Genomic DNA, 23278 nt, shown 5'->3' on the forward strand with positions numbered 1-23278 from the left:
ACACTCACGTCTCGGTGGTCAACACCATGAACAACACCAGCGCCGCCACCGGTACACCGAACACGGCGCTGCCGACCACCAGTTCCGTGCTGAACGGCTGGCCGGCATTGACCATGCCGACCGCGCCGTTGATCAGCGTCAGCGCCAGCCACAGCACGACAAAGCTGAAGGCCAGGACTTGGCGACTAAAGCCGATTTTCTCGCCGATGAACAGCATCAGCGCCAGGAGGATCAGGCCGAAGGTGATGATGATCGTGGTGTGCATGATGTGTTCCGCCCTTCGAATGTGTGTTGTTTTTGGGGCCGCCTTCGCGAGCAGGCTCGCTCCCACAAGATCGTCGCAATCCTGTGGGCGCGAGCCTGCTCGCGATAGGGGCGCTGCGGTGTCAAGTGAGCATAGTTAAACTAGCCCGCCGCTGACGCGCAGGATTTGCCCGTTGACCCAACCCGAATCCGGGCCGACCAGGAAGGACACAACGCGGGCGATGTCTTCTGGCTGAGCCAGGCGTTCCAGCGGGGCCATCTTGAACGTGCCGCGAGCATGAATGTTGAAGTTCTGATCGAACAGCTCATCCGTGTGTTGCGCCAGCGGCAGGACTTTGAGGATGCCGGCGTTGTTCACCAGCACATCGACTTTGCCCAGTTGCGTTTCGGTCTCGTCGAACATCCGGCGTACGTCGTCGGCGTTCGCTACATCTGCCTTGATCGCACAGTAGCCGCTGGTCTATAGGGAAATCAGGCCTCTGCACGATAGGCTAATATTTATCAGAGTGTGTATGGTGTGTATTGGCATGAAGCTTCGTCGCGTAGTGTACGCAGCAGGTGCTGCCCACAAGGACGAAGGTGATGCGAAGTCGGGAAATGATCAGGATGATCGAGGAGGATGGTTGGTATCTGGTGGCCGTGAAAGGCAGCCATCATCAGTACAAGCATCCGTGCAAGCCAGGGAGGGTGACGATAAAGCACCCGGACTCGGATCTTCCAAAAGGAACGATCAACAGCATATTGAAACAGGCGGGTCTGAAATGAGCCCCGACACCGGATACGAAAGCCCCGAGCGGGCCACATCACAGGAAGGAATTAGCGAAATGAAATTCCCGGTCGTTCTGCACAAGGATGCCGACTCAGAATACGGAGTAATTATCCCGGACGTGCCGGGTTGTTTCTCCGCAGGCGGTACTGTGGCGCAGGCATTTGAAAACGTGAAGGAAGCGCTGTCGTTGCACTACGAAGGCTTGGTGGCCGATGGCGATCCACTGCCGCAGGTGCATGAGATCGACGCTCATCTTGATAACCCTGATTACGCCGGCGGCGTGTGGGGTGTGGTCGAATTCGATATCACGCCTTACTTCGGAAAGTCGGTGCGCTTCAATGCCACACTGCCTGAGCAGTTGCTTGAGCGTATTGATCAAACAGTCAGGCGGGATCAGCGGTACAGCTCAAGGTCTGGCTTTTTGGCTGCCGCTGCCCTGCGTGAGTTGTCGGCGTAAATGTTGATCGCTCCTACGCAGAGTGGAACGATCAACTGGCAGCAAAGATGAAGTATATGAAACGTTTCAGCATTTTATCGAGTCCGAGGTTCATCGGCGTTTGTCTGGGCGTATGCTGGGCAACTTGCGAAGCAGTCGATACCAACTTCAAGACAGACAAGAGAGGATTCGATGACCTACACCGCTGCCGAAAACCGCTACGACTCCATCCCTTACCGCCGCGTGGGTCGCAGCGGTCTGGTGCTGCCGGCGCTGTCCTTGGGCCTGTGGCACAACTTCGGCGACAGCACGCCGATCGACACCCAGCGTTCGTTGCTGCGTACCGCGTTCGATCTTGGTATCAACCATTTCGACCTGGCCAACAACTACGGCCCCCCGTATGGCAGCGCCGAGATCAATTTCGGTCGTTTGCTGCGTGAAGACTTCAATCAGTATCGCGACGAGCTAATTATCTCGAGCAAGGCCGGTTGGGACATGTGGGCCGGCCCTTATGGTCAGGGCGGCGGTTCACGTAAATACGTGCTGGCCAGCCTCGACCAGAGCCTGCAGCGCCTGGGCCTGGACTACGTGGACATCTTCTATTCCCACCGCTTCGACCCGGACACGCCGCTGGAAGAAACCGCCAGCGCACTGGCCACCGCCGTGCAACAGGGCAAGGCGTTGTACATCGGTATCTCCTCGTACTCGGGCGTTAAAACCCGTGAAATGGCCGCGCTGCTGAAAGAGTGGAAAGTCCCGTTGCTGATTCACCAACCGGCTTACAACCTGCTCAATCGTTGGGTGGAAAAAGACCTGTTGGATACCACGGACGAACTCGGTACGGGCGTGATTGCGTTTACGCCATTGGCCCAGGGGTTGTTGACCGACAAGTACCTCAATGGTGTGCCGGCGGACGCGCGGGTCAATCGTCCGGGCGGTGGTTCGTTGCAGACATCGCACCTGTCCGAAGCCAACATCGCTCATGTGCGTGCGCTAAATGAGATCGCCAAGCGTCGCGGTCAGAGCCTGGCGCAGCTGGCACTGGCGTGGACGTTACGCGATCCGCGCGTGACGTCGGCGCTGATCGGTGCGAGCCGGCCGGAGCAGATTATCGAGAACGTCGGTGCGTTGAAGAATCTGAGCTTTAGTGCGGAGGAATTGGCGGAAATTGACCGGTTTGCCCAAGAGGGCGGGGTCAATCTTTGGGAGAAGCCTTCGACGGCTGAATGACCTCTAACTGATCGTTTCCACGCTCTGCGTGGGAACGATCGGGCGATCGGGTTACCGGAAAAACGGCACATCCCCCAACACCGTCGCCCGCTGCATCACCCGCCGAGCCGGCCGGTAATCATCTACGGCGTAATGCTGTGTCACGCGGTTATCCCAAAACGCTACGTCGTCCTTCTGCCAACGCCAGCGAATGGTAAATTCCGGCCGTGTCGCGTGGGCAAACAGAAGCTTCAGAATCACCTCGCTTTCGGTTTCCGACAGCTCATTGATCTTCGAGGTGAAGCCTTCATTGACGAACAACGACCGGCGTCCGCTCACCGGATGAGTGCGAATCACCGGGTGTGACAGCGGCGGGTTTTTCCTGCGCGCTTCTTCCCACTGGTCCAAGGCTTCCGGCGTGTTGCCATAACGCTCCAGCGGGAACGAACGAGTGAAATCGTGGGTGGCCGTCAGCCCTTCGAGCATGTTTTTCATCGGCGCTGAAAGCGCTTCATACGCCGCGATACCGCTGGCCCACAGCGTGTCGCCACCAAACTCCGGTAACAACTTGGCGCTGAGCACCGCGCCCAGGGCCGGAGTCGGCAGGAAGGTCACGTCGGTGTGCCAGATCGCGTTGTCGCGCACGTCGGTGACGGCGGTGTCGAGGATCAGCACTTCGGGCTGTTCCGGCACATTCGGGTAAATCGGGTGAATGTGCAGGTCGCCGAAATTGGCGGCGAAACGTGCCTGCTGCTGCGGTGTGATCGGCTGATCGCGAAAGAACAACACTTGATGTTTGAGCAGCGCCTGCTCGATGGCGTCACGCTGTTCCAGGTTCAGCGGCTGGCTGATGTCGACGCCGCTGATTTGCGCGCCGAGGGCCGAGCTTAGGGGGACGATTGTCAGGTTGCTCATGGTCTTTCTCTTCAATCCGGGGCGCCGAGCTGTCGGCGTAGTCAGTGCGATCAAAACGTCTTAGTGAGCCTGGCCATGCCACGGCACCAGTTTGCGTTGCAGGGCGCGCAAGCCCATTTCCATGGAGAAGGCGATCAGCGCGATCACCAGAATTCCCAGCACCACCACATCGGTGACCAGGAACTGCGCGGCCGACTGCACCATGAAACCCAAACCACTGGTGGCGGCGATCAATTCGGCGGCGACCAATGTCGACCAACCTACACCCAGACCGATGCGCACACCGGTCAAAATATCCGGCAGCGCACTCGGCAGAATCACATGGCGAATCAACTGCGCCCGGGTCGCGCCCAACGACTGTGCCGCGCGCAGTTTGGCCGGGTCGACGGTACGCACGCCGGTCGCGGTAGCGATGGCGATCGGGGCGAAAATCGCGAGGTAGATCAGCAAGACTTTCGATAGCTCACCGATGCCGCACCAAATCACGATCAGCGGCAGATAAGCCAGCGGTGGAATAGGGCGGTAGAACTCGATCAGCGGATCGAGAATGCCGCGAGCGATGCGATTGTGGCCGATGGCGATTCCAACGGGAACGGCGGTCAGCACCGCAAAGCCCAGGCCCAGGCCGATTCGGCTGAGACTCGCGCTAAGGTGCTGCCACAACGTTGAATCCATGTAGCCGGTGGTCACCAGCAGCCAGCCTTTTTGCAGTACGGCGGAGGGTGGCGGCAGGAACAGCGGTTCGATCATTCCAGTGGCGGTGACGGCCCACCAGATAACCACGAGTGCGACGAGTGTCAGCAGACTGATCCAGCGAGTACTGAGGCTGCGACGAACAGGAATCACCGTCGAGTGCGGTTTGACCGTGACGGCCGGAATCTCATAGCTGCTCATACGGTCTCCTGCCGCTGGGCGGTGCTGCGTTGGGAGAACACTTTGGCGAGCACGTGTTCGCGGGTTTCGATAAAGCGCGGGTCGGACTTGATCGATCGAGCCGACTCCCCGGCGGCGTAACGCTGACCGAAATCCAAGCTCAGGCGCTCGACGATTTGCCCTGGGTTTGGCGCCAGCAGAATCAGGTCCGTGGCGAGGAACACCGCTTCTTCGATGTCGTGAGTAATCAGAAATACGGGTTTTGCGGTGCGCTGCCAGACTTGCAGCAGCAACTCCTGCATCTGTTCGCGGGTGAAGGCGTCGAGGGCGCCGAAGGGTTCGTCCATCAGCAAAACGCGCGGATCAGCAGCAAGGGCACGGGCCAGGCCGACACGTTGCTTCTGACCGCCCGAGAGTTGCCAGATTCGACGGTTTTCGAAGCCGGAAAGGTCCACCAGTGCGAGCATTTCCCGGGCGCGCAGTTCACGTTTTTTCCGCGCAATGCCGGCCAGTTCCAGACCGAAACCGACGTTGGCCAGCACGTCCTGCCAGGGCAGCAGGGCATCGTCCTGGAACACCACGCCGCGTTCGGCGCTCGGGCCTTTGACCGGCACGCCATCAAGGGTGATACGCCCGGCGCTAGGCTCGACGAAACCGGCAATCAAGTTCAACAGCGAAGTCTTGCCACTGCCGGACGGGCCGAGGGCGACCAGCAATTGCTGGGGCCCAAGGCTCAGAGAAATATCCGCCAGTACCGGTTCGGCGGCGCCGGGGTACTGTGCGCTGATGCGCTCCAGCTGAAGCAAAGCCATCGCGGTTAACTCCGATCAGTTGGTGATGTATTTTGCGCTGACGTAGGGGGCGTAGTCCGGCAGCACGGCTTCAACCTTGCCTTGTTCTTTCAGGAACGCGGCGGTGTCGGTGATGGCTTTGGTGGTCGGTGCGCCGAGGGTGATCACCTGATCAGCCGCCAGCGGGAAGACGTTGCCTTGCAGCAGCAATGGAATGTCGCTGGCCTTGGCGCCGGAGAGTTTCACCAGCTTGTCGACGTTGGATTGGTTGGCGAGCCAGGCTTTCGGGTCTTTGCGGTAGTCGGCGTAGGCATCGAGGGTCACTTTGGCGAACGCGGTGACGATTTCCGGGTGCTTCTCGGCGAAGTCTTTACGCACGATCCACGCATCAAAGGTCGGCGCGCCGAACTTGGCCAGTTCGCCGGAAGTGATCAGCACTTTGCCGTTTTCCTTGGCGACACCAAGGGCTGGGTCCCACACGTAGGTGGCGTCGATGTCACCGCGTTTCCACGCGGCAATGATGGCAGGCGGGGCAAGGTTGAGGACGGTGACTTTCGATGGATCGATGTTCCAGTGCTTCAGCGCGGCCAACAGGCTGTAGTGGCCGGTGGAAACGAACGGCACGGCGATTTTCTTGCCGATCAGATCCTGCGGGGTTTTGATCCCGGAACCGTCGCGGGCAACCAAGGCTTCAGCGGCGCCGATCTGCGTGGCGATTAGGAAGGTTTCTACCGGGACTTTGCGGGTGATTGCCGCCGTCAGGGGGCTGGAACCGAGGTAACCGATCTGCACGTCGCCAGAAGCGATGGCGGCGATGATGTCGGCGCCGTTGTCGAATTTGCGCCAGTCGATCTTGGCGTTGGTGGCTTTTTCGTACGCGCCGTCGGCCTGGGCGACTTTCGCCGGGTCTACGGTGGTCTGGTAGGCGACGGTGACGTCAGCCGCTTGGGCAAAGAAACTCACCGCAGCCAGAGACGCGGCCGCCAGCAGGCGAAGGGGGAAAGTCAGTTTCATTGAGAAGCTCCTTGTCAGGCGACCGAGAGTCGGCGTGAAAAGGAGACTAAATGATATAAGAATCCGAAAATAAATAACTTTTTCGAATGAGCTTATGAGCGGAAAATTCTAAGAGAGAGTAGTACATCGTTATCCATGTGGGAGCGAGCAAGCCCGCTCCCACAGGTGACCTGCGATTGCAGGTTAGTTGCTGATCGCCAGAATGCTCGCCTGATACGACCCGACAAACACATCGAAATCGCCGACTTCGTTCTGCTCCAGCTCAATCTGCTCGGCCAGCGACGAACGCGCCCGGTCTTCAAATTTCGCCTGATCTTCACTTGAAAGCGGCTCGCTGCGGAAAAACTCCGCATGTGCCTGGCTCTGACGCAGGGAGAACTGAGCAAAGCTCTCCTTGTGCTCAGCCATTGCCACCAGCACCTGGGCCGATGGCGTCAGCGATGGATCCTTGACCTTGGCCAGCTGCGCATCCAGTGCCTTGCTATGTGCATCGCCGCCATGACTCTGATCCAGCATCGCCGCCAGTGGTGCAATCATCTCCAGCAACTCACTGGCCCACTCTTTCAGGTCCACCGGATGGCCGTCGCGTTGCAATTGCAGGCCCGGACGGCGACCTTCCTTGACCACGCTGAGGAAGTTCGAAGTTGCGTTGCCGCACGAGGTATTGGTCAACAGCGGGCTGTCGTTCAGCGCGCAATACAGTAGGAACGCATCGAGGAACCGCGATTCCGGCAGGTCGATGCCCATCGGCAGGAACGGGTTGATGTCCAGGCAACGCACTTCAACGTACTGAATGCCGCGGGCCACCAGCGCCTGGATCGGCCGTTCGCCGGTGTAGGTCACGCGTTTCGGGCGAATGTTGGAGTAGTACTCGTTTTCGATTTGCAGGATGTTGGTGTTGAGCTGAACCCACTCACCGTCCTGATGCGTGCCGATTTCGACGTACGGCGCGTAAGGTGTTGCGACCGCTTTGCGCAGGCTATCGGTATAGCTCGCCAAGTCGTTGTAGCACGGCGTCAGACCGGCCTGGGCGTTGCTTTGGTAACCCAGGTCACTCATGCGCAGGCTGGTGGCGTACGGCAAGTACAAGGTGTCCGGGTCCAGTTGTTCCAACTGGTGCGAACGACCGCGCAGGAAACCGGCGTCCAGCGCAGGCGAAGCACCGAACAGGTACATCAGCAGCCAGCTGTAGCGACGGAAGTTACGGATCAGCGCGATGTAGGCCGACGACTGATAATCGCGGTCGGTGCCGACAAAGCCTTCAGCCTCTTTAAGCAGCGGCCAGAGCTTTTCCGGCAGGGAAAAGTTGTAGTGGATCCCGGCGATGCACTGCATGGTCTTGCCGTACCGCAGGGCCAGGCCCTTGCGGTAGACGTACTTGAGCTGACCGATGTTGGAGGTGCCGTAATAGGCAATCGGGATGTCTTCCTCGGCCGGCAACGGGCACGGCATCGATGGACTCCACAGGTACTCGCTGCCGAGCTTGCTGTAGGCAAAACGGTGGATCTTGTCCAGGCTCGCCAGGGTGTCTGCCGGGTCGGGCAGGGCGGGCGTGATGAACTCCAACAGCGACTCGGAATAGTCGGTGGTGATTTGTTCGTTGGTCAGCGCGGAACCCAATTCTTCCGGGTGCGGCGTTTGCGCCAGGCGACCTTCGCCGGTCACGCGCAGGCATTCACGTTCGATGCCGTGAAGGCACTGTTCGAGCAGAGAGAGGTTAGCGCGCTCGCCGAGCAGAGCCAGGCGGCGGTTGAGAAGTTCGCTCAAGTTGGATTCCTTCACGCGTCAGTCGCCCCAATATGGGGGTGGGCAAGACGGTCTACAAGGGTGAAGTTGAAACTGGCGTTTTCGCCTGGTTTGGGAACCTCTCGGGACTGTTGTCAGCCGGCCAAGGTTTGATCGCCGCAATCCCCTGTGGGAGCGGGCTTGCTCGCGAAGGCGGTGTGTCAGGCGACTTGAATGTTTCCTGAAACACCGCCTTCGCGAGCAAGCCCGCTCCCACAGAAAATCCCGACGCAGCTTTCGTAGCGCCGAAATTAACTCAAATTGATGACATTCATCTACAGGACAGCGAACGTGCCTTGTGCTTTTGCGACGAGTTTGTCGCCTTGCATCACGTCGGCTTCAACCACCAGCGTGCGGCGGCCCGGGTGGATCACCCGCGCCGTGCAAATCACTTCACCGTCTGCGACGGCGCGAATGTAATTGATCTTGCACTCGATGGTCGCGCTCTGCTGGTCAAAACCATGGGTGCTGGAACAGGCCAGCCCCATGGCAATGTCCACCAGACTGAACAAGGCCCCGCCGTGCAGCTTGCCGCCGCGATTGCGCAGTTCTGGCGCAAGCCCGAGGGCGACTTGCGCCACCCCGGCTTCCAGACTGTGCAAGCGACACCCCAGCAACTTGAAAAAAGCGCTTTCGGTCAGCCCGGCCGGGATGTTCATCAGCGTTTCTTCAACTGCTTGGCGTTGGCGAACAGCGAAGCCATGGCGTTGTTGGCCGGAGCCGCCGCCGTGGTTTCTTTACGCGGTGCGGTGTTCTGGGACTGGCGTGGCGCCGAACCCGGACGTGCACCACGGGCACCGTCGATTTTCTCGCCCGGCGTGTCGCTCATGCGCATCGACAGGCCAACGCGTTTGCGCGGGATGTCGACTTCCATGACCTTCACTTTCACCACGTCGCCAGCCTTCACCGCTTCACGCGGATCCTTGATGAACTTCTCCGAAAGCGCAGAGATGTGCACCAAACCGTCCTGATGCACGCCGATGTCGACGAATGCACCGAAGTTGGTCACGTTGGTCACCACGCCTTCGAGGATCATGCCCAATTGCAAGTCCTTGAGGTCTTCGACGCCTTCCTGGAACTCGGCGGTCTTGAACTCGGGACGTGGATCGCGGCCAGGTTTTTCCAGCTCTTGCAGGATGTCGGTGACCGTTGGCAGACCGAAGGTTTCGTCGGTGTACTTCTTCGGATCAAGACGCTTGAGGAAACTGGCATCGCCGATCAGCGAGCGAATGTCGCGGTCGGTTTCAGCGGCGATGCGCTGGACCAGCGGATAGGCTTCCGGGTGAACCGCAGACGAATCCAGCGGGTTGTCGCCGTTCATGACGCGCAGGAAGCCAGCGGCCTGTTCGAAGGTTTTCTCGCCCAGACGAGCGACTTTCTTCAATGCAGCACGAGTCTTGAACGCGCCGTGCTCGTCGCGGTGGCTGACGATGTTCTGTGCCAGGGTCGCGTTGAGGCCGGAGATGCGGGCCAGCAGCGCCACGGAGGCGGTGTTCACGTCCACGCCCACGGCGTTCACGCAGTCTTCGACCACTGCATCCAGGCCACGCGCCAGTTTCAGCTGCGACACGTCGTGCTGGTACTGGCCGACGCCGATGGATTTCGGATCGATCTTCACCAGCTCAGCCAGTGGATCCTGCAGGCGACGGGCAATCGACACGGCGCCACGGATCGACACGTCGAGGTCCGGGAATTCTTTCGAAGCCAGTTCCGACGCCGAGTAAACCGATGCGCCGGCCTCGGAAACCATGACTTTGGTCATCTTCATGGCTGGGTATTTTTTGATCAGCTCAGCGGCCAGCTTGTCGGTTTCACGGCTGGCGGTGCCGTTGCCGATGGCGATCAGGTCCACTGCATGCTTGGCGCACAGGGCCGCCAGAATCGCGATGGTCTGGTCCCATTTGTTGTGAGGTACGTGCGGGTAAACCGTGGCGTGATCCAGCAGTTTGCCGGTGGAATCGACCACGGCGACCTTGCAACCGGTGCGCAGGCCCGGGTCGAGGCCCAATGTGGCGCGCGGGCCAGCCGGCGCCGACAGCAGCAAGTCATGCAGGTTGTGAGCGAACACGTTGATCGCTTCGGTTTCTGCGCCATCGCGCAGTTCGCCCAGCAGGTCGGTTTCGAGGTGGGTGTAGAGCTTGACCTTCCAGGTCCAGCGCACCACTTCGCCCAGCCATTTGTCGGCGGCGCGGTTCTGGTTCTGGATGCCGAATTGCTGGCCGATCATGCCTTCGCACGGGTGCATGGCGCCCGGCAGTTCGTCGCCGACTTTCAGCGCCGAACTCAGAATGCCTTCGTTGCGGCCACGGAAAATCGCCAGCGCGCGGTGCGACGGCATGCTTTTCAGCGGTTCGTCGTGTTCGAAGTAGTCGCGGAACTTGGCGCCTTCCTCTTCTTTGCCGGCGATCACGCGGGCACTCAGAGTGGCTTCCTGCTTGAGGTAGCTGCGCAGCTTGTCCAGCAGGCCGGCGTTTTCGGCGAAACGCTCCATGAGGATGTACTTGGCGCCTTCAAGGGCAGCCTTCACGTCGGCCACGCCTTTTTCAGCGTCGACGAAGCGCGCGGCTTCGACGTCTGGGGTCAGGGTCGCGTCGTTGAACAGGCCGTCGGCCAGCTCACCGAGGCCGGCTTCCAGGGCGATCTGGCCCTTGGTGCGGCGCTTCTGCTTGTACGGCAGGTACAAGTCTTCGAGGCGGGTTTTGGTGTCGGCGAGTTTAATGTCGCGTTCAAGTTGCGGGGTCAGCTTGCCTTGTTCCTGGATGCTGGCAAGGATGCTGATACGCCGTTCGTCGAGTTCTCGCAGGTAGCGCAGACGCTCTTCCAGATGACGCAACTGGATGTCATCGAGGCTGCCGGTCACTTCTTTCCGGTAACGGGCGATGAAGGGCACCGTGGAGCCTTCATCGAGTAGCGCGACGGCCGCTTCGACCTGTTGTGGGCGTACGCCGAGTTCCTCGGCGATGCGGCTGTTGATGCTGTCCATAAAACCACCTGACAAATTGTGAAAGCAGGCTCGCAGGCGCAGAGATAAAGGCTCGGCGAGTCTGGTTGAGCGGCCTGGCCTGCGCCGCTACCTGGATCAACAGGTATCCCGTTGACCCGTGAAATCGAACAATTACTGCCGGCGCCATGAAAATAAAAAACGGCCACCTACAGTAATGATCAGACGTTGCCTGACACAAAAGGCCGCGCATTATAACCAGCGTTCTGTCATTCGGGGGCATCGCAGGCTGTAGGCAGAAAGGCCGGATTCCTGGCGATCAAGGAAAAATCTGCTAACAATGCACACGGTGCGTATAACGGCAGCTACGCCATAATGCGCGCCGAGATCAAAGGAGCATCTAATGAGCAGCACTGCAAACATTGCTGAAGGCGAAAAAATTCTTATTGTTGACGACGATCCAGGGCTGAGCAGCCTGCTGGAACGGTTTTTCGTCAGCAAGGGCTACCGCGCCCGCGCCGTCCCGAACACGGAACAAATGGATCGCCTGCTGGCGCGTGAAGTGTTCAACCTGGTCGTCCTCGACCTGATGCTGCCCGGCGAAGACGGCTTGACCGCTTGCCGCCGCCTGCGCACCGCGAACAACCAGATCCCCATCATCATGCTGACCGCCAAGGGCGATGAGCTGAGCCGCATCAAGGGCCTGGAACTGGGTGCCGACGATTACCTGGCCAAACCATTCAACCCGGACGAGCTGATGGCTCGTGTCAAAGCGGTCCTGCGTCGTCAATCGACTCCTGTGCCGGGCGCACCGGGCAGCGAAGACGAAAGCGTGACCTTCGGTGACTACGAACTGTCCCTGGCCACCCGCGAACTCAAGCGCGGCGACGAAGTGCACATGCTCACCACTGGTGAGTTTGCGGTACTCAAGGCATTGGTGATGAACGCGCGTCAGCCACTGACCCGCGACAAGCTGATGAACCTGGCCCGTGGCCGCGAATGGGACGCGCTGGAGCGGTCCATTGACGTGCAGATCTCGCGTCTGCGCCGGATGATCGAACCCGACCCCTCCAAACCGCGTTACATCCAGACTGTCTGGGGCGTGGGTTACGTGTTCGTTCCGGATGGCGCCGCCACCAAGTGAACGGCGATTTGTAGGAGCGGGTCTTGCGGGCAACGGGTCAGATGACCTTGCTCGCAGACTCGCGATCCGCAATATGCGAGCATCGCTCGCTCCTGCAAGTGTGTAGCGGCTATCCATGAAAACCCCCGTTTGGTTCCCCCAGAGTTTTTTCTCCCGCACCCTGTGGCTGGTGCTGATCGTCGTTCTGTTCTCCAAGGCGCTGACCCTGGTTTACTTGTTGATGAACGAAGACGTGCTGGTGGACCGCCAATACAGCCACGGCGTCGCCCTGACGCTGCGCGCTTATTGGGCGGCCGATGAAGAAAACCGCACGAAGATTGCCGATGCCGCGACCCTGATCCGGGTAGTGGGCGCTGGTGTGCCGGAAGGCGAGCAACATTGGCCTTACAGCGAGATCTATCAGCGGCAGATGCAAGCGGAGCTGGGTGACGACACCGAAGTGCGATTACGCATGCACTCGCCGCCGGCCCTGTGGGTTCGGGCGCCTAGCCTGGGCGATGGCTGGCTGAAAGTGCCGCTTTACCCGCATCCATTGCGCGGCCAGAAAATCTGGAACGTACTCGGCTGGTTTCTCGCGATCGGACTGCTGTCCACCGCCTCGGCGTGGATCTTCGTCAGTCAGCTCAATCAACCATTGAAACGTCTGGTCTATGCCGCGAGGCAACTCGGCCAGGGCCGCAGCGTGCGTCTGCCGATCAGCGATACGCCGAGTGAAATGACCGAGGTTTACCGCGCCTTCAACCAGATGGCGGAAGACGTCGAACAGGCGGGGCGTGAGCGCGAATTGATGCTGGCCGGGGTGTCCCACGACCTGCGCACACCGTTGACCCGGTTACGGCTATCTCTGGAACTCATGGGCGACCACAGCGATCTGACCGACGACATGGTCCGCGATATCGAAGACATGGACGCGATTCTCGACCAGTTCCTGGCGTTCATTCGCGATGGTCGCGACGAGTCGGTGGAAGAGGTGGACCTGAGCGATCTGGTGCGCGAAGTCGCGGCGCCGTACAACCAGAACGAAGAGAAAGTGCGCCTGCGCCTGGAGCCGATTCAGCCGTTTCCGTTGCGTCGGGTGTCGATGAAGCGGCTGTTGAACAACCTGATTGGCAACGCCTTGCATCACGCCGGCAGCGGTGTCGAAGTGGCGGCTTATGTGTCCGGCGATACCAGCGCGCCGTATGTGGTGCTGAGTGTCATGGACCGTGGGGCGGGGATTGATCCGTCTGAGCTGGAGGCTATTTTCAACCCGTTTACTCGGGGTGACCGAGCCCGTGGCGGGAAGGGGACCGGGTTGGGCTTGGCGATCGTGAAGCGGATTGCTTCGATGCACGGCGGGAATGTTGAACTGCGCAATCGGTCTGGTGGTGGGCTGGAAGCGCGGGTGCGATTGCCGCTTGGGCTTATGTTGCCGAGGGATGCCGTCTGACCCGATCGTTCCCACGCAGCGCGTGGGAACGATCAGTGTGTCAACCCTTGCCTTTGGTCCGCGTCATATTCGGCCCACCATTCTTCTCCAGATGCTCGATGATGATCCCCGCCACGTCCTTGCTGGTGGTGGTCTCAATCCCTTCAAGTCCCGGCGAGGAGTTCACTTCCATCACCAGCGGCCCGTGATTGGAACGCAGGATATCCACACCAGCGACCGCCAACCCCATGACCTTCGCCGCACGCAACGCCGTCATGCGTTCTTCCGGTGTGATCTTGATCAGGCTGGCACTGCCGCCGCGATGCAGGTTGGAGCGAAACTCCCCAGGCTTCGCCTGGCGTTTCATCGCCGCGATCACCTTGTCGCCCACCACGAAGCAGCGAATGTCCGCCCCGCCGGCCTCCTTGATGTATTCCTGAACCATGATGTTCTGCTTCAGGCCCATGAACGCCTCGATCACCGACTCCGCCGCCGTCGCCGTTTCACACAGCACGACGCCGATGCCCTGAGTGCCTTCCAGCACCTTGATCACCAGCGGCGCACCGTTGACCATCTCGATCAAGTCGGGAATGTCATCCGGGGAGTGCGCAAAACCGGTGACCGGCAAACCGATTCCTCGGCGCGACAGCAATTGCAGCGAACGTAGTTTGTCCCGCGAGCGGGCGATGGCCACCGATTCATTGAGCGGGAACACCCCCATCATTTCGAACTGACGCAACACCGCGCAGCCATAAAACGTCACCGACGCGCCAATCCGCGGGATTACCGCATCGAAACCCTCCAGCGGCTTGCCGCGGTAGTGGATCTGCGGCTTGTGGCTGGCGATGTTCATGTAGGCGCGCAGGGTGTCGATCACCACCATTTCATGGCCACGCTCGGTACCGGCTTCGACCAGACGACGAGTGGAATACAGACGTGGGTTCCGCGACAGCACAGCGATCTTCATGCAACACCTGTGGAGGAGGTAGATACCGGGAACACCGGCTTGTCTTGTACGTACTTAATGCCCGGGTTGACCACCAACTGGCCGTCGATCAAGGCTTTGGAACCGAGTAACAGGCGATAACGCATGGACTTGCGGCAGGCGAGGGTGAACTCGACCCGCCAGACCCGATCACCGAGGGCCAGGGTGGTGCTGACCACGTAACGCATCTGCGCGTGGCCGTTAGAGCTTTTGATGGTTTTCATCGTCACCAGGGGTGCTTCGCAGCGCCGGTGACGCAGTTGCACCACCGTGCCCAAGTGAGCAGTAAAGCGCACCCACTGCTCCCCGTCGCGCTCGAACGGTTCGATATCGGTGGCATGCAGGCTGGAGGTGCTGGCGCCGGTGTCGATTTTTGCGCGCAGGCCCGCGACTCCCAAATCCGGGAGCGCCACCCACTCGCGCAGACCGACAACGGTCAAATGGTCAAATGTCTTCAATAGGAAAAACCGGCGATTAACGCGTCCAGGTCCCAGGCGTTACCTGGGCCAACGCTTTGAATGCGGGCTTGGCGAACCAGTAACCCTGCATCAGAAAAATTCCACAGTCCGCCAGGAAATCCCGTTCTCCGGCGCTTTCGATCCCTTCGGCAATGACTGTAACGTTCAGCTCCGCACAGATTGTGACAATCCCTCGAACGATAGCCTGACGAACACGATCGCGGTCGACATCGCGGATCAGTGCCATGTCGAGTTTGATCAGGTCCGGTTGGAAATCAGCCAGCAGATTGAGCCCCGAGTAGCCCGCGCCGAAATCGTCGATGGCGGTCTTGAAGCCGAATTCGCGGTATTCACGCAGAATATTGGTCAAATGGCGATAGTTATCTACGTGCTGACTTTCCAGGGTTTCGAAAATCAGCCGGTCGATGGGGAAGTTGTGTTTTTTCGCTGCTTCCAGCGTGCTTTGAATACACAGTTCCGGGCGGTACACGGCGTTGGGCATGAAGTTGATCGACAGATGCGTCTGCATCCCTAGATTCGCCGCGCCTTCAATGGCTCGGGTCCGACAGAGCTGGTCGAAGCGGTAGCGGTTGTCCTCGGTGATCTGATCGAGAACCGACAGTGCACCCTCACCCTTTACACCGCGCACGAGCGCCTCATGGGCGAAAATCGACTGATCTCGCAAATCGACGATCGGTTGGTAGGCAAAGGTAAAATCGAAGCCTAAAGGCTCGCTTTGCTGGCAACCCTGGCAACCGCCCTTGGGCGAGGTCAATGAAGACGGAAATATAGTCACTCAATCACTCCATGCCGGTGAGCCGGCCAAGTCGACATTCTATCTGGAGGGCCGAGTTCTTGCGCCCGACAGAAACGGTAGTACAGTTCCGACTATGGGCTAAAAGAGGAATTCAAGTGGCACAAAAACAGGAAGAGGACGACAAGGTTCGTCTCGATAAATGGTTGTGGGCCGCGCGTTTTTATAAAACACGCGCCTTGGCCAAAGCGGCGATAGAAAGCGGCAAGGTGCATTGCCGGGGCGAGCGCTGCAAACCGGGCAAGGAACCGAGGATCGGCGACGAGTTTCAGATTCGCGCAGGGTTCGAGGAACGCACAGTGGTGGTTCAGGCGCTGTCGATCGTACGCCGTGGCGCACCGGAGGCTCAGGCGCTCTACGCTGAAACCGACGCCAGCATCGCCAAGCGCGAGGCGGCTGCGGCCATGCGCAAGGCTGGTTCGCTGGGCGTGAGCACCGATGGCAAGCCGAGCAAGAAGCAGCGACGGGATTTGTTCAAGTTTCGTGGAAGCAGCAACGACGAGTAAGTCAGTTGCTTCTGTGTTGCCTGTGAAGCAGCCTTCGCGAGCAAGCCCGCACCCACAGTTGACCGCGTACTCCCCGGCGACTCGGTTTAATGTGTGCGGGCTTGCTCGCGAACGAGCGCGCAGCACTCGCCTGGCAGGCGAATTTGGCGAACAACATGCGGATAAACAGCGGAATCACCCCAACCACCGCATTGAGGGACGCAGACTTGCAATTGCCCAAACGTGTAGCCATATCGGGTTAATCGCCAGCAGCGCGTTGGATGGGTGAAAGCGCCACTCGTCGAAAACCAAACACAGCCTCTGATCTGTAGGCCATAACCAAAAGGCCAGCAGTACCAGAGGCAAAAAATTGCATAAGCCAACCGGCGTACATTCCACCTTGCTTGGAACAAACCCGGATTGTTCATAAAATGCGGCTCACGGCTGAACATTGCGCACCCGAGTGGTGCCGCAGAGGCGCAATTTCTCACTGTTTGAATTCATTTTGTCATTACTTCAGATACCCAGACCTATGACCGATTTACCGGATACCGACTACACCCAACGCTTCATCTTCGATGACAGCGACACCCGCGGCGAGCTGGTCGGGTTGGAGCGTAGCTACGCCGAAGTCCTCGCTAAACACCCTTACCCGGAGCCGGTTGCACAACTGCTCGGCGAGCTGATGGCGGCGGCATCGTTGTTGGTCGGCACTTTGAAGTTCGATGGCTTGCTGATTCTCCAGGCCCGTTCCGAAGGCCCGATTCCGCTGCTGATGATCGAGTGCTCCAGCGAGCGCGAAATCCGTGGCCTGGCCCGATACGAAGCCGAGCAGATCGCGCCGGATGCGACCCTCGCCGACCTGATGCCCAACGGCGTATTGGCGTTGACCGTCGACCCGACCCAGGGCCAGCGTTACCAGGGCATCGTCGACCTCGATGGCGAAACCCTGTCGGAGTGCTTCACTAACTACTTCGTGATGTCCCAACAAGTCGGTACGCGTTTCTGGTTGTACGCCGATGGTCGTCGCGCCCGTGGCCTGTTGTTGCAACAACTGCCTGCTGATCGTTTGAAAGACGAAGAAGAACGCGCCGCCAGCTGGCAGCACATCACCGCGCTGGGCAGCACCCTGACCGCCGATGAATTGCTGAGCCTGGACAACGAAACCATCCTCCATCGTCTCTACCACGAAGAGCAGGTTCGTCTTTTCGATGTGCAGAAACTACGCTTCCGTTGCAGCTGCTCCCGCGAACGTTCTGCCAATGCGCTGGTCAGTTTGGGTCTGGAAGATGCCCAGTCACTCGTGATCGAACATGGCGGCAACATTGAGATTGATTGCCAGTTTTGCAACGAGCGCTACCTGTTCGACGCCGCCGATATCGCTCAATTATTCGCCGGCGCGGGTGTTGATACGCCGTCAGATACCCGTCACTAAAACGGTTCAGCGCAGGTAAATTCACTGGTTTGTGCCGGAATAACGCCGTTACGACGGGAGGGCCCTACTATTTTTGGGCTTTTCTGGCATAATCCGGCCCACTTTTTTCGCGGTAGTAGTGCACGACTTTCTACTACAAAACGTTTGGAGCACACTCGGCCAATGGCCGACGGGGAACCTCATGACGCAAGCCAATAACGCCGTGTACACCGATCTGAGTGTTGATGATCTGGTAAAAGAAGCCCTGAGTCGCGGTGAAGGCGAGCTTGCCGATACCGGCGCGCTGGTTGTTCGCACCGGTCACCGCACCGGCCGCTCGCCAGTCGATCGTTTCATCGTTGAAGAGCCGACCACCCAAGCCGCCATCGCCTGGGGCCCGATCAACCGCAAGTTCCCGGCCGACAAGTTCGATGCCCTGTGGGCTCGCGTTGAGGCGTTCAACAACGCGCAAGAGCATTTTGTTTCCCACGTGCATGTAGGTGCGTCCGAAGACCACTACCTGGCCGTGAAGATGACCACCCAGACTGCCTGGCAGAACCTGTTCGGTCGTTGCCTGTTCATCAACCCGGAAAAGTACAACCCGGCTGGCCGTGATGAGTGGCAAGTGCTCAACGTTGCCAACTTCGAGTGCGTGCCAGAGCGTGACGGCACCAACTCCGACGGTTGCGTGATCCTCAACTTCGCTCAGAAGAAAGTGCTGATCGCCGGCATGCGTTACGCCGGTGAAATGAAGAAAGCCATGTTCTCGGTGCAGAACTTCCTGCTGCCGGCTGCCGACGTGCTGCCAATGCACTGCGCCGCCAACATCGGCGAAGCGGGCGACGTGACCCTGTTCTTCGGTCTGTCCGGCACCGGCAAGACCACCCTGTCCGCCGATGAAAGCCGTTACCTGATCGGTGACGACGAGCACGGCTGGGGCGAAGGCGTTGTCTTCAACATCGAAGGCGGCTGCTACGCCAAGTGCATCGACCTGTCCGAGAAGAACGAGCCGGTCATCTGGAAAGCCATCAAGCACGGCGCAGTCCTGGAAAACGTCGTTATCGATGACGCCAAGCACGCCGATTACGACGATGTCAGCCTGACCCAGAACAGCCGCGCCGCCTACCCGCTGGAGCACGTTGCCAAGCGTTCCGAGAAAAACCTCGGTGGCGAGCCAAACGCTGTGATCTTCCTGACTTGCGACCTGACCGGCGTGCTGCCGCCAGTCTCGATCCTCAGCGAAGAACAAGCGGCCTACCACTTCCTGTCCGGCTACACCGCACTGGTGGGCTCGACCGAAATGGGTTCCGGCAGCGGCATCAAGTCGACCTTCTCCACCTGCTTCGGCGCACCGTTCTTCCCGCGTCCGGCCGGCGAATACGCAGAACTGCTGATCAAACGCATCCGCGGCTTCGGCTCCAAGGTCTACCTGGTCAACACCGGCTGGACCGGCGGCGGCTACGGTGTCGGCAAACGCTTCAACATCCCGACTACTCGCGGCGTGATCGCAGCGATTCAGAGCGGCGCGTTGATCGGTGCTGAAACCGAACACCTCGACACCATCAACCTCGACGTGCCATTGGCTGTGCCGGGCGTTGAAACTGGTCTGTTGAACCCACGTAACACCTGGGCTGACAAGGCTGCTTACGATGAAGCCGCTAAAGCGTTGGCTGGGTTGTTTGTTGAGAACTTCAAGAAGTTTGAAGTGAGCGACGCGATCAAGGCTGCTGGGCCGAAGTTGTAAGGCTTGGATTTAGCGAATGAAAAAGCCGCCCTTTGAGGGCGGCTTTTTTGTGGGAGAAAGACGAGTAGTACGGGGTCACTTGGCAGACAGGCGAAACGCGGGAGCCATATTGTTTTGTTCTCGCTTCGACAGCCCAACTGCGCTGGCCACTTTTGCCCACTGACCCACGACCTCTTGGAAGCTCTCAATAATTTCTTCCGCATCTGCACGGCTAACCCGACAGTACCCGGCTACTTCGCGAGCAAGTTCGAGATCCAAAGCATTGTCGGCATCTGTAATGTTGAGCTTTAACCCATCGGCGTGTGCTACCGGGTTCATGTCGTAGGCGTCAGACAGGCGCCACCCCCGGCCGGGGTCAAGGAGAAAACCATGGTTGCGCATGTGGTCGTCTGTATTGGAGACCAGGATGTTGAACACGATACGCGACCACAACTCGCGGAGATCTTTGTCGGGTTCTGAGCCATGCTCCATGAGTACTTCTGCCAGCTCTAGATAGCTGGCGCCCACCGATGCATCGTCACCGTCCACGCGGTCAGTCATGGTCATGGCTGAGGCGAAATGTAGTCGGCCACCCGTTTCGGTACGGTCGAAGCGCTTGACCATGAAGCAGTGTTGGTCGCTCGCATAGCGTTGCGCAATACCCTTCGCTACCCGCAGACCGCATTGATTCGCCAGAACACTCACCACGAATTCCCATCCGCCGACGTCATAGTCGTCCCGAGTGCTCGGAAACTTGGCGATCCACAGATGACCATTTTTGTCAGCAACACTGGCCTTGGGCCTGGCACCGCCCAGTGAACCACCGGGTGCGATCAACATTCTCAGCCACTCGCGTCCATCGAGTGACGTGTTGTCTGGATCGTTCTCCAATGCTCGACTTGCCTGCTCTAACGCGCGTAATTCGACAAAAGGAGGCGCCGCCAATCCATCTCGATCATCCAGAAAATTGCCTTCGTCATTGAGCTTGTAACGAATCGCACCGACTCGATAGAGGTCATGAACGCCTAACAGGAAATCCGACTCATAGAGCTTGGTACCCTTCGGGACCAAGTCGTCACGGATGTCCCGTTCCAGTCGGCGTTTCATCAGCAATTGACCCCAGCGATCCGGGCTTGAGTCGGCAAAAACGCCGAAGCGGGTCTGGTGCTGTCCTGGAAACTGTCGCCCTTCGAAGAGCCTGATGCGGGGATCCAGCGTCGTGAAATTCAACTCGGGATCGGCCAAAGCAGCAGTGTCGTACTCAAACTCGAACACGTTAGTGGAGCGAGCTTTTCCGGCATGAAGAAACCCAAGACGCCTTGGTCCTTGCAGGGTTTCCCAATCGGCATACACCGCGATCAGTGTCATTTTTAATCCGTCTCAGGTTTAGATTTTTTCTTGGTAAATAAATTGGAAAAAGAGTGGGTGTTCAATGGGAAATCAACCTCAAGACTCGAGTCGGAGATGGGGCTTTCCGGTACTTGCGTCGTCCGGTCTTGAATGGGTGACGATGCTTTCGTTGAAGTCACGTTGCGCACTCGTTGGCGTTTACTGGTTGCGGCGCTCGCTCGTGGAGTTAATTGCGCGTCTTGCAGTTGGCGTCCCAACTCATCTGTTGCTGCAAGCTTGCTCAAGTCTTTCTCCAGGCCCAGAACCTGCATCACAGACATATAGGCGCCCATCGTCACGCCTGAGCCGCCGGACTCCAATGAGCGCAGCGTTGTCAGCGACATGCCTGCTCTCTCCGCCACTTGCTTGGCTGTCAGCTTGCGACGTAGCCGAGCGAGTTTGAGTCGTTCGCCAAACTCGGCGAGCAACCTGGATGCAGCCGGCAGCAGGGGGGCTGTTTTTTTAGCCATGTGCCATTATTCCTTCGTTTTTAGGCTTTAACTGCCAGAATAATAGCACTTATGTTGTGATTTGCTGGGCTGCCCAGCGTGTAGCAAGACTCTCGTTGCCAGTACGGCCGCTCCAGATTTACGTGGAAGGCGGATTAGTGAAACTGCCATTATTCCAACTTAAATCGCTAAAAACAGCCAGAATATTGCTACTTAGGTGGTTGGCTAGATCTCTTCCAGAGCTTTTGTATCCCACCGTTGCACCTTGATCGCTTGGTAAAGCATGCCGATGGTCAGTGGGGTTTTGTCGCCACGACCTTTGGCTCGGCGTTTGAGGAACACATCAAACCCTTCCGGCTGAAAGTAGCGATAGGCGTCGTAATCCACGAGGTCGATCCCAAACTGTTCTTCCAGCGCTTCCATCAGATGCCGGGCATGGGCGCCGTCGCAGCCAAGGTCGAAGTTGATTGAAGTGGTGAGGCTGATGGTTCTACGTTCGGGCATGCCGAGTTCTTCGTGCAGCAACTGCATGAGCAGGTGCATGGCATGGCATGGTCGTCGGGGAAGTTGGGGGCAAGGTTCATGGGGCGTCTTCTGTTTAGGGCCATTTCGTGAGACGGATTAAGCCTGATTTTGCGATGTGTTGGATGTCGATCAGAGCTGCAAGCATGGAGTTCGCGGGAAGGCTGGCGCTCACTCCGTACGATCTCGTTCATTTGTTGCACGCTTTCCATCAGCTCATCAAAAAATGTGCTCAAGGTTATGCCTAGGTTTTGGTCGTTCCAAAGCTCTGCGTCCCTTTCGAGAGCTGGAACGCGGAGCGTCCCTTGAGGCGTTCCCACGCAGAGCGTGGGAACGATCTTCGCTCGGCGTCAGGTTGGTGCTTTCCAGCCCATCATGCGTTGTTGGGCGACTTTCAGTAGGTCGCAGCCGTCCTGAGTCAACAGGTAGAGGGCGTGGGTGATATGCGGGATGTCTTCCACGTCACCGTTTTTGAAGCATTGGCAATGTAGGGTTTTGAGTAGGTCGCTGGAGGCTCGGATACGCTGGAGGGCGGCTTCGAGGATGTCTTGCGGATTGGCCTCTGTGTCGATGATCAGGGGCGGGGAATCGGTGAGGTTGGTTTGGAGTGGGCGGTAGCGATCGGGGAACGGGTTCAATTTATTCATTTTATGTATTCTCAAATGCATCAGATGAAACCACCACCATCGTGACCAAGCGATGGAGGCGGACTGTGTTCGGGTTGGTCAGCCGGAGGAATACATAAGACCGGCACGCCATAAGGCGTCCCAAACACAGCCACCATATAGCGTGCAGACACTTGAGGTGCCGGCAGCATACAACGGACGCGTTTATGTATTCCATCGAGTGACCAAGCCCGAGACGCTGATTTGGCAGCGACAGTCCAACTATAGGTGCGAGTCGCCGGCCGGCGATAGTCGACAAGGTGCCTTCTGTTGTAGGACCGGGATGAAGCTTTGATAGGGCGTTGCCTACGGACTTATGCCTTCCGCAATTTCTCTCGCTTTTTCGAGCGGTTGTTGGTGTCGGGCATTTTTATTTTCATCAGGCATACCGCGTTATCGTTCATCGCGAGCAAGCTCGCTCCCACAGGGGATTGTGGTGGGGCTCAATCAGTGGTGAGTTTCGGTAGTCGTTGCCGTGCGACTTCAAGCAATTCATTGCCATCCTGAGTCAGCAGATACAGCGCGTTGACGATGTTGGGAATATCACTCGCATCCGCCTGTTTGAAGCACAGGCAATACAGCGTTTCGAGCAGTTCACTGGCGGCGTGGATGCGTTGGCGGGCGGCGTCGAGGATTTCGTGAGGGTCGGCTTCTGTATCGATGACCAACACGGGGGTGTCGCTGTAGCGGGATTTGAGCGGGCGATAGCGTTCTGTAAACATCGGGGTTCGTCCTGTGCGAAATCGGGAGGTGGCTCCCGGCAGGCCGAGTCACTGTTTTCAGCCGCGCCGCAGACTATAGAAGGGCACGGCGCCGCGCGGCAAT

At 58.7% G+C, this 23278-nt stretch carries 24 protein-coding genes and 3 pseudogenes; 8 read left to right on the forward strand and 19 right to left on the reverse strand.

Features of this window, described 5'->3' with window-relative positions; all coding sequences use genetic code 11:
* Positions 1 to 4: 4 nt before the first annotated feature.
* Both QFW87_RS01160 and QFW87_RS01165 read right to left on the reverse strand, forming a co-directional pair.
* Positions 5 to 265, reverse strand: a complete 261-nt coding sequence (locus QFW87_RS01160) for a hypothetical protein (RefSeq protein WP_095127627.1) — start codon at positions 263 to 265, stop codon at positions 5 to 7.
* A 135-nt stretch (positions 266 to 400) separates the two neighbouring features.
* Positions 401 to 706, reverse strand: coding sequence for an SDR family oxidoreductase (locus QFW87_RS01165; protein WP_283184500.1), 306 nt, complete (start codon positions 704 to 706; stop codon positions 401 to 403).
* A gap of 140 nt (positions 707 to 846) precedes the next feature.
* On the opposite strand from QFW87_RS01165, the gene QFW87_RS01170 reads away from it, so the two are divergent.
* The 3 genes from QFW87_RS01170 (at position 847) to mgrA (ending at position 2699) form a co-directional block, all read left to right on the forward strand.
* Positions 847 to 1029, forward strand: a complete 183-nt coding sequence (locus QFW87_RS01170) for a type II toxin-antitoxin system HicA family toxin (RefSeq protein ID WP_046045491.1) — start codon at positions 847 to 849, stop codon at positions 1027 to 1029.
* Positions 1026 to 1490: a type II toxin-antitoxin system HicB family antitoxin gene (locus QFW87_RS01175; protein WP_283189619.1), complete on the forward strand. Its 465-nt coding sequence runs from the start codon at positions 1026 to 1028 to the stop codon at positions 1488 to 1490. The genes QFW87_RS01170 and QFW87_RS01175 overlap by 4 nt, the downstream gene beginning before the upstream one ends.
* Before the next feature lie 171 nt (positions 1491 to 1661).
* Entirely contained in the window at positions 1662 to 2699 is a 1038-nt protein-coding gene (gene mgrA / locus QFW87_RS01180; protein WP_283189620.1) for an L-glyceraldehyde 3-phosphate reductase, read from the forward strand.
* Positions 2700 to 2750: 51 nt separating this feature from the next.
* On the opposite strand, the gene tauD is transcribed toward mgrA, so the two are convergent.
* The 7 genes from tauD to QFW87_RS01215 form a co-directional block, all read right to left on the reverse strand.
* Positions 2751 to 3593, reverse strand: coding sequence for a taurine dioxygenase (gene tauD / locus QFW87_RS01185; RefSeq protein WP_283182497.1), 843 nt, complete (start codon positions 3591 to 3593; stop codon positions 2751 to 2753).
* Between the two features lie 60 nt (positions 3594 to 3653).
* Positions 3654 to 4487: a taurine ABC transporter permease TauC gene (tauC, locus tag QFW87_RS01190; protein WP_283189621.1), complete on the reverse strand. Its 834-nt coding sequence runs from the start codon at positions 4485 to 4487 to the stop codon at positions 3654 to 3656.
* On the reverse strand, positions 4484 to 5278 hold the full coding sequence (gene tauB / locus QFW87_RS01195; protein WP_283189622.1) for a taurine ABC transporter ATP-binding subunit: 795 nt from the start codon (positions 5276 to 5278) through the stop codon (positions 4484 to 4486). Before tauB ends, tauC begins: the two co-directional genes overlap by 4 nt.
* Before the next feature lie 15 nt (positions 5279 to 5293).
* Positions 5294 to 6271, reverse strand: a complete 978-nt coding sequence (gene tauA, locus QFW87_RS01200; RefSeq protein ID WP_008149275.1) for a taurine ABC transporter substrate-binding protein — start codon at positions 6269 to 6271, stop codon at positions 5294 to 5296.
* 183 nt (positions 6272 to 6454) lie between these two features.
* Positions 6455 to 8038 carry a glutamate--cysteine ligase gene (gene gshA, locus QFW87_RS01205; RefSeq protein ID WP_283182500.1) on the reverse strand — a complete coding sequence of 528 codons (1584 nt, stop codon included), beginning with the start codon at positions 8036 to 8038 and terminating at the stop codon, positions 6455 to 6457.
* A 293-nt stretch (positions 8039 to 8331) separates the two neighbouring features.
* The gene (locus QFW87_RS01210; protein ID WP_283189623.1) at positions 8332 to 8715 is read right to left on the reverse strand and encodes a PaaI family thioesterase; all 384 of its coding nucleotides are present in this window, start codon (positions 8713 to 8715) and stop codon (positions 8332 to 8334) included.
* Positions 8715 to 11039, reverse strand: a complete 2325-nt coding sequence (locus QFW87_RS01215) for a Tex family protein (protein ID WP_283182502.1) — start codon at positions 11037 to 11039, stop codon at positions 8715 to 8717. Before QFW87_RS01215 ends, QFW87_RS01210 begins: the two co-directional genes overlap by 1 nt.
* Positions 11040 to 11400: 361 nt before the next feature.
* Between QFW87_RS01215 and ompR the strand changes: the two genes are divergently transcribed.
* Both ompR and QFW87_RS01225 read left to right on the forward strand, forming a co-directional pair.
* Complete coding sequence (gene ompR / locus QFW87_RS01220; RefSeq protein ID WP_027922237.1) at positions 11401 to 12141, forward strand: two-component system response regulator OmpR; 741 nt, start codon at positions 11401 to 11403, stop codon at positions 12139 to 12141.
* A gap of 115 nt (positions 12142 to 12256) precedes the next feature.
* Positions 12257 to 13570 carry an ATP-binding protein gene (locus QFW87_RS01225; protein WP_283182503.1) on the forward strand — a complete coding sequence of 438 codons (1314 nt, stop codon included), beginning with the start codon at positions 12257 to 12259 and terminating at the stop codon, positions 13568 to 13570.
* Positions 13571 to 13610: 40 nt separating this feature from the next.
* Here QFW87_RS01225 and rimK read toward each other — a convergent pair whose 3' ends face one another.
* From rimK to QFW87_RS01240, 3 genes are read right to left on the reverse strand one after another with little or no spacing between them, the layout of a single operon-like run.
* Entirely contained in the window at positions 13611 to 14516 is a 906-nt protein-coding gene (gene rimK, locus QFW87_RS01230) for a 30S ribosomal protein S6--L-glutamate ligase (protein WP_283182504.1), read from the reverse strand.
* Positions 14513 to 14974 (reverse strand): ATP-dependent zinc protease, encoded by a 462-nt coding sequence (locus QFW87_RS01235; protein WP_176471525.1) that lies wholly within the window; start codon positions 14972 to 14974, stop codon positions 14513 to 14515. Before QFW87_RS01235 ends, rimK begins: the two co-directional genes overlap by 4 nt.
* 34 nt (positions 14975 to 15008) lie before the next feature.
* The gene (locus QFW87_RS01240; RefSeq protein ID WP_283189624.1) at positions 15009 to 15788 is read right to left on the reverse strand and encodes an EAL domain-containing protein; all 780 of its coding nucleotides are present in this window, start codon (positions 15786 to 15788) and stop codon (positions 15009 to 15011) included.
* A gap of 116 nt (positions 15789 to 15904) precedes the next feature.
* Between QFW87_RS01240 and QFW87_RS01245 the strand changes: the two genes are divergently transcribed.
* Positions 15905 to 16312 (forward strand): S4 domain-containing protein, encoded by a 408-nt coding sequence (locus QFW87_RS01245; protein WP_129439414.1) that lies wholly within the window; start codon positions 15905 to 15907, stop codon positions 16310 to 16312.
* A gap of 172 nt (positions 16313 to 16484) precedes the next feature.
* Here the strand turns inward: QFW87_RS01245 and QFW87_RS01250 are convergent.
* Positions 16485 to 16719 (reverse strand): annotated as a pseudogene (locus tag QFW87_RS01250) (phosphoesterase); the annotation flags it as partial.
* Positions 16720 to 16823: 104 nt separating this feature from the next.
* Here QFW87_RS01250 and hslO point away from each other — a divergent pair.
* Both hslO and QFW87_RS01260 read left to right on the forward strand, forming a co-directional pair.
* Positions 16824 to 17726, forward strand: a complete 903-nt coding sequence (hslO, locus tag QFW87_RS01255; RefSeq protein WP_283182507.1) for an Hsp33 family molecular chaperone HslO — start codon at positions 16824 to 16826, stop codon at positions 17724 to 17726.
* 181 nt (positions 17727 to 17907) lie between these two features.
* Positions 17908 to 19449, forward strand: coding sequence for a phosphoenolpyruvate carboxykinase (locus tag QFW87_RS01260; RefSeq protein ID WP_283182508.1), 1542 nt, complete (start codon positions 17908 to 17910; stop codon positions 19447 to 19449).
* Between the two features lie 75 nt (positions 19450 to 19524).
* Here the strand turns inward: QFW87_RS01260 and QFW87_RS01265 are convergent, their stop codons facing one another.
* The 6 genes and pseudogenes from QFW87_RS01265 to QFW87_RS01290 form a co-directional block, all read right to left on the reverse strand.
* Positions 19525 to 20796 (reverse strand): HipA domain-containing protein, encoded by a 1272-nt coding sequence (locus QFW87_RS01265; RefSeq protein WP_283189625.1) that lies wholly within the window; start codon positions 20794 to 20796, stop codon positions 19525 to 19527.
* A 2-nt stretch (positions 20797 to 20798) separates the two neighbouring features.
* Positions 20799 to 21287: a helix-turn-helix transcriptional regulator gene (locus QFW87_RS01270; RefSeq protein ID WP_283189626.1), complete on the reverse strand. Its 489-nt coding sequence runs from the start codon at positions 21285 to 21287 to the stop codon at positions 20799 to 20801.
* A 204-nt stretch (positions 21288 to 21491) separates the two neighbouring features.
* A pseudogene (locus QFW87_RS01275) lies at positions 21492 to 21850 on the reverse strand (DUF1493 family protein).
* A gap of 84 nt (positions 21851 to 21934) precedes the next feature.
* A pseudogene (locus QFW87_RS01280) lies at positions 21935 to 22024 on the reverse strand (transcriptional regulator); the annotation flags it as partial.
* A 114-nt stretch (positions 22025 to 22138) separates the two neighbouring features.
* Entirely contained in the window at positions 22139 to 22435 is a 297-nt protein-coding gene (locus QFW87_RS01285) for a hypothetical protein (RefSeq protein WP_008149304.1), read from the reverse strand.
* Positions 22436 to 22896: 461 nt separating this feature from the next.
* Entirely contained in the window at positions 22897 to 23175 is a 279-nt protein-coding gene (locus QFW87_RS01290) for a hypothetical protein (protein WP_283189627.1), read from the reverse strand.
* Positions 23176 to 23278: the final 103 nt, after the last annotated feature.

This window comes from Pseudomonas sp. PMCC200344 (assembly GCF_030053095.1).
In the GTDB taxonomy this organism is placed as follows: Bacteria; Pseudomonadota; Gammaproteobacteria; order Pseudomonadales; family Pseudomonadaceae; genus Aquipseudomonas; species Aquipseudomonas svalbardensis.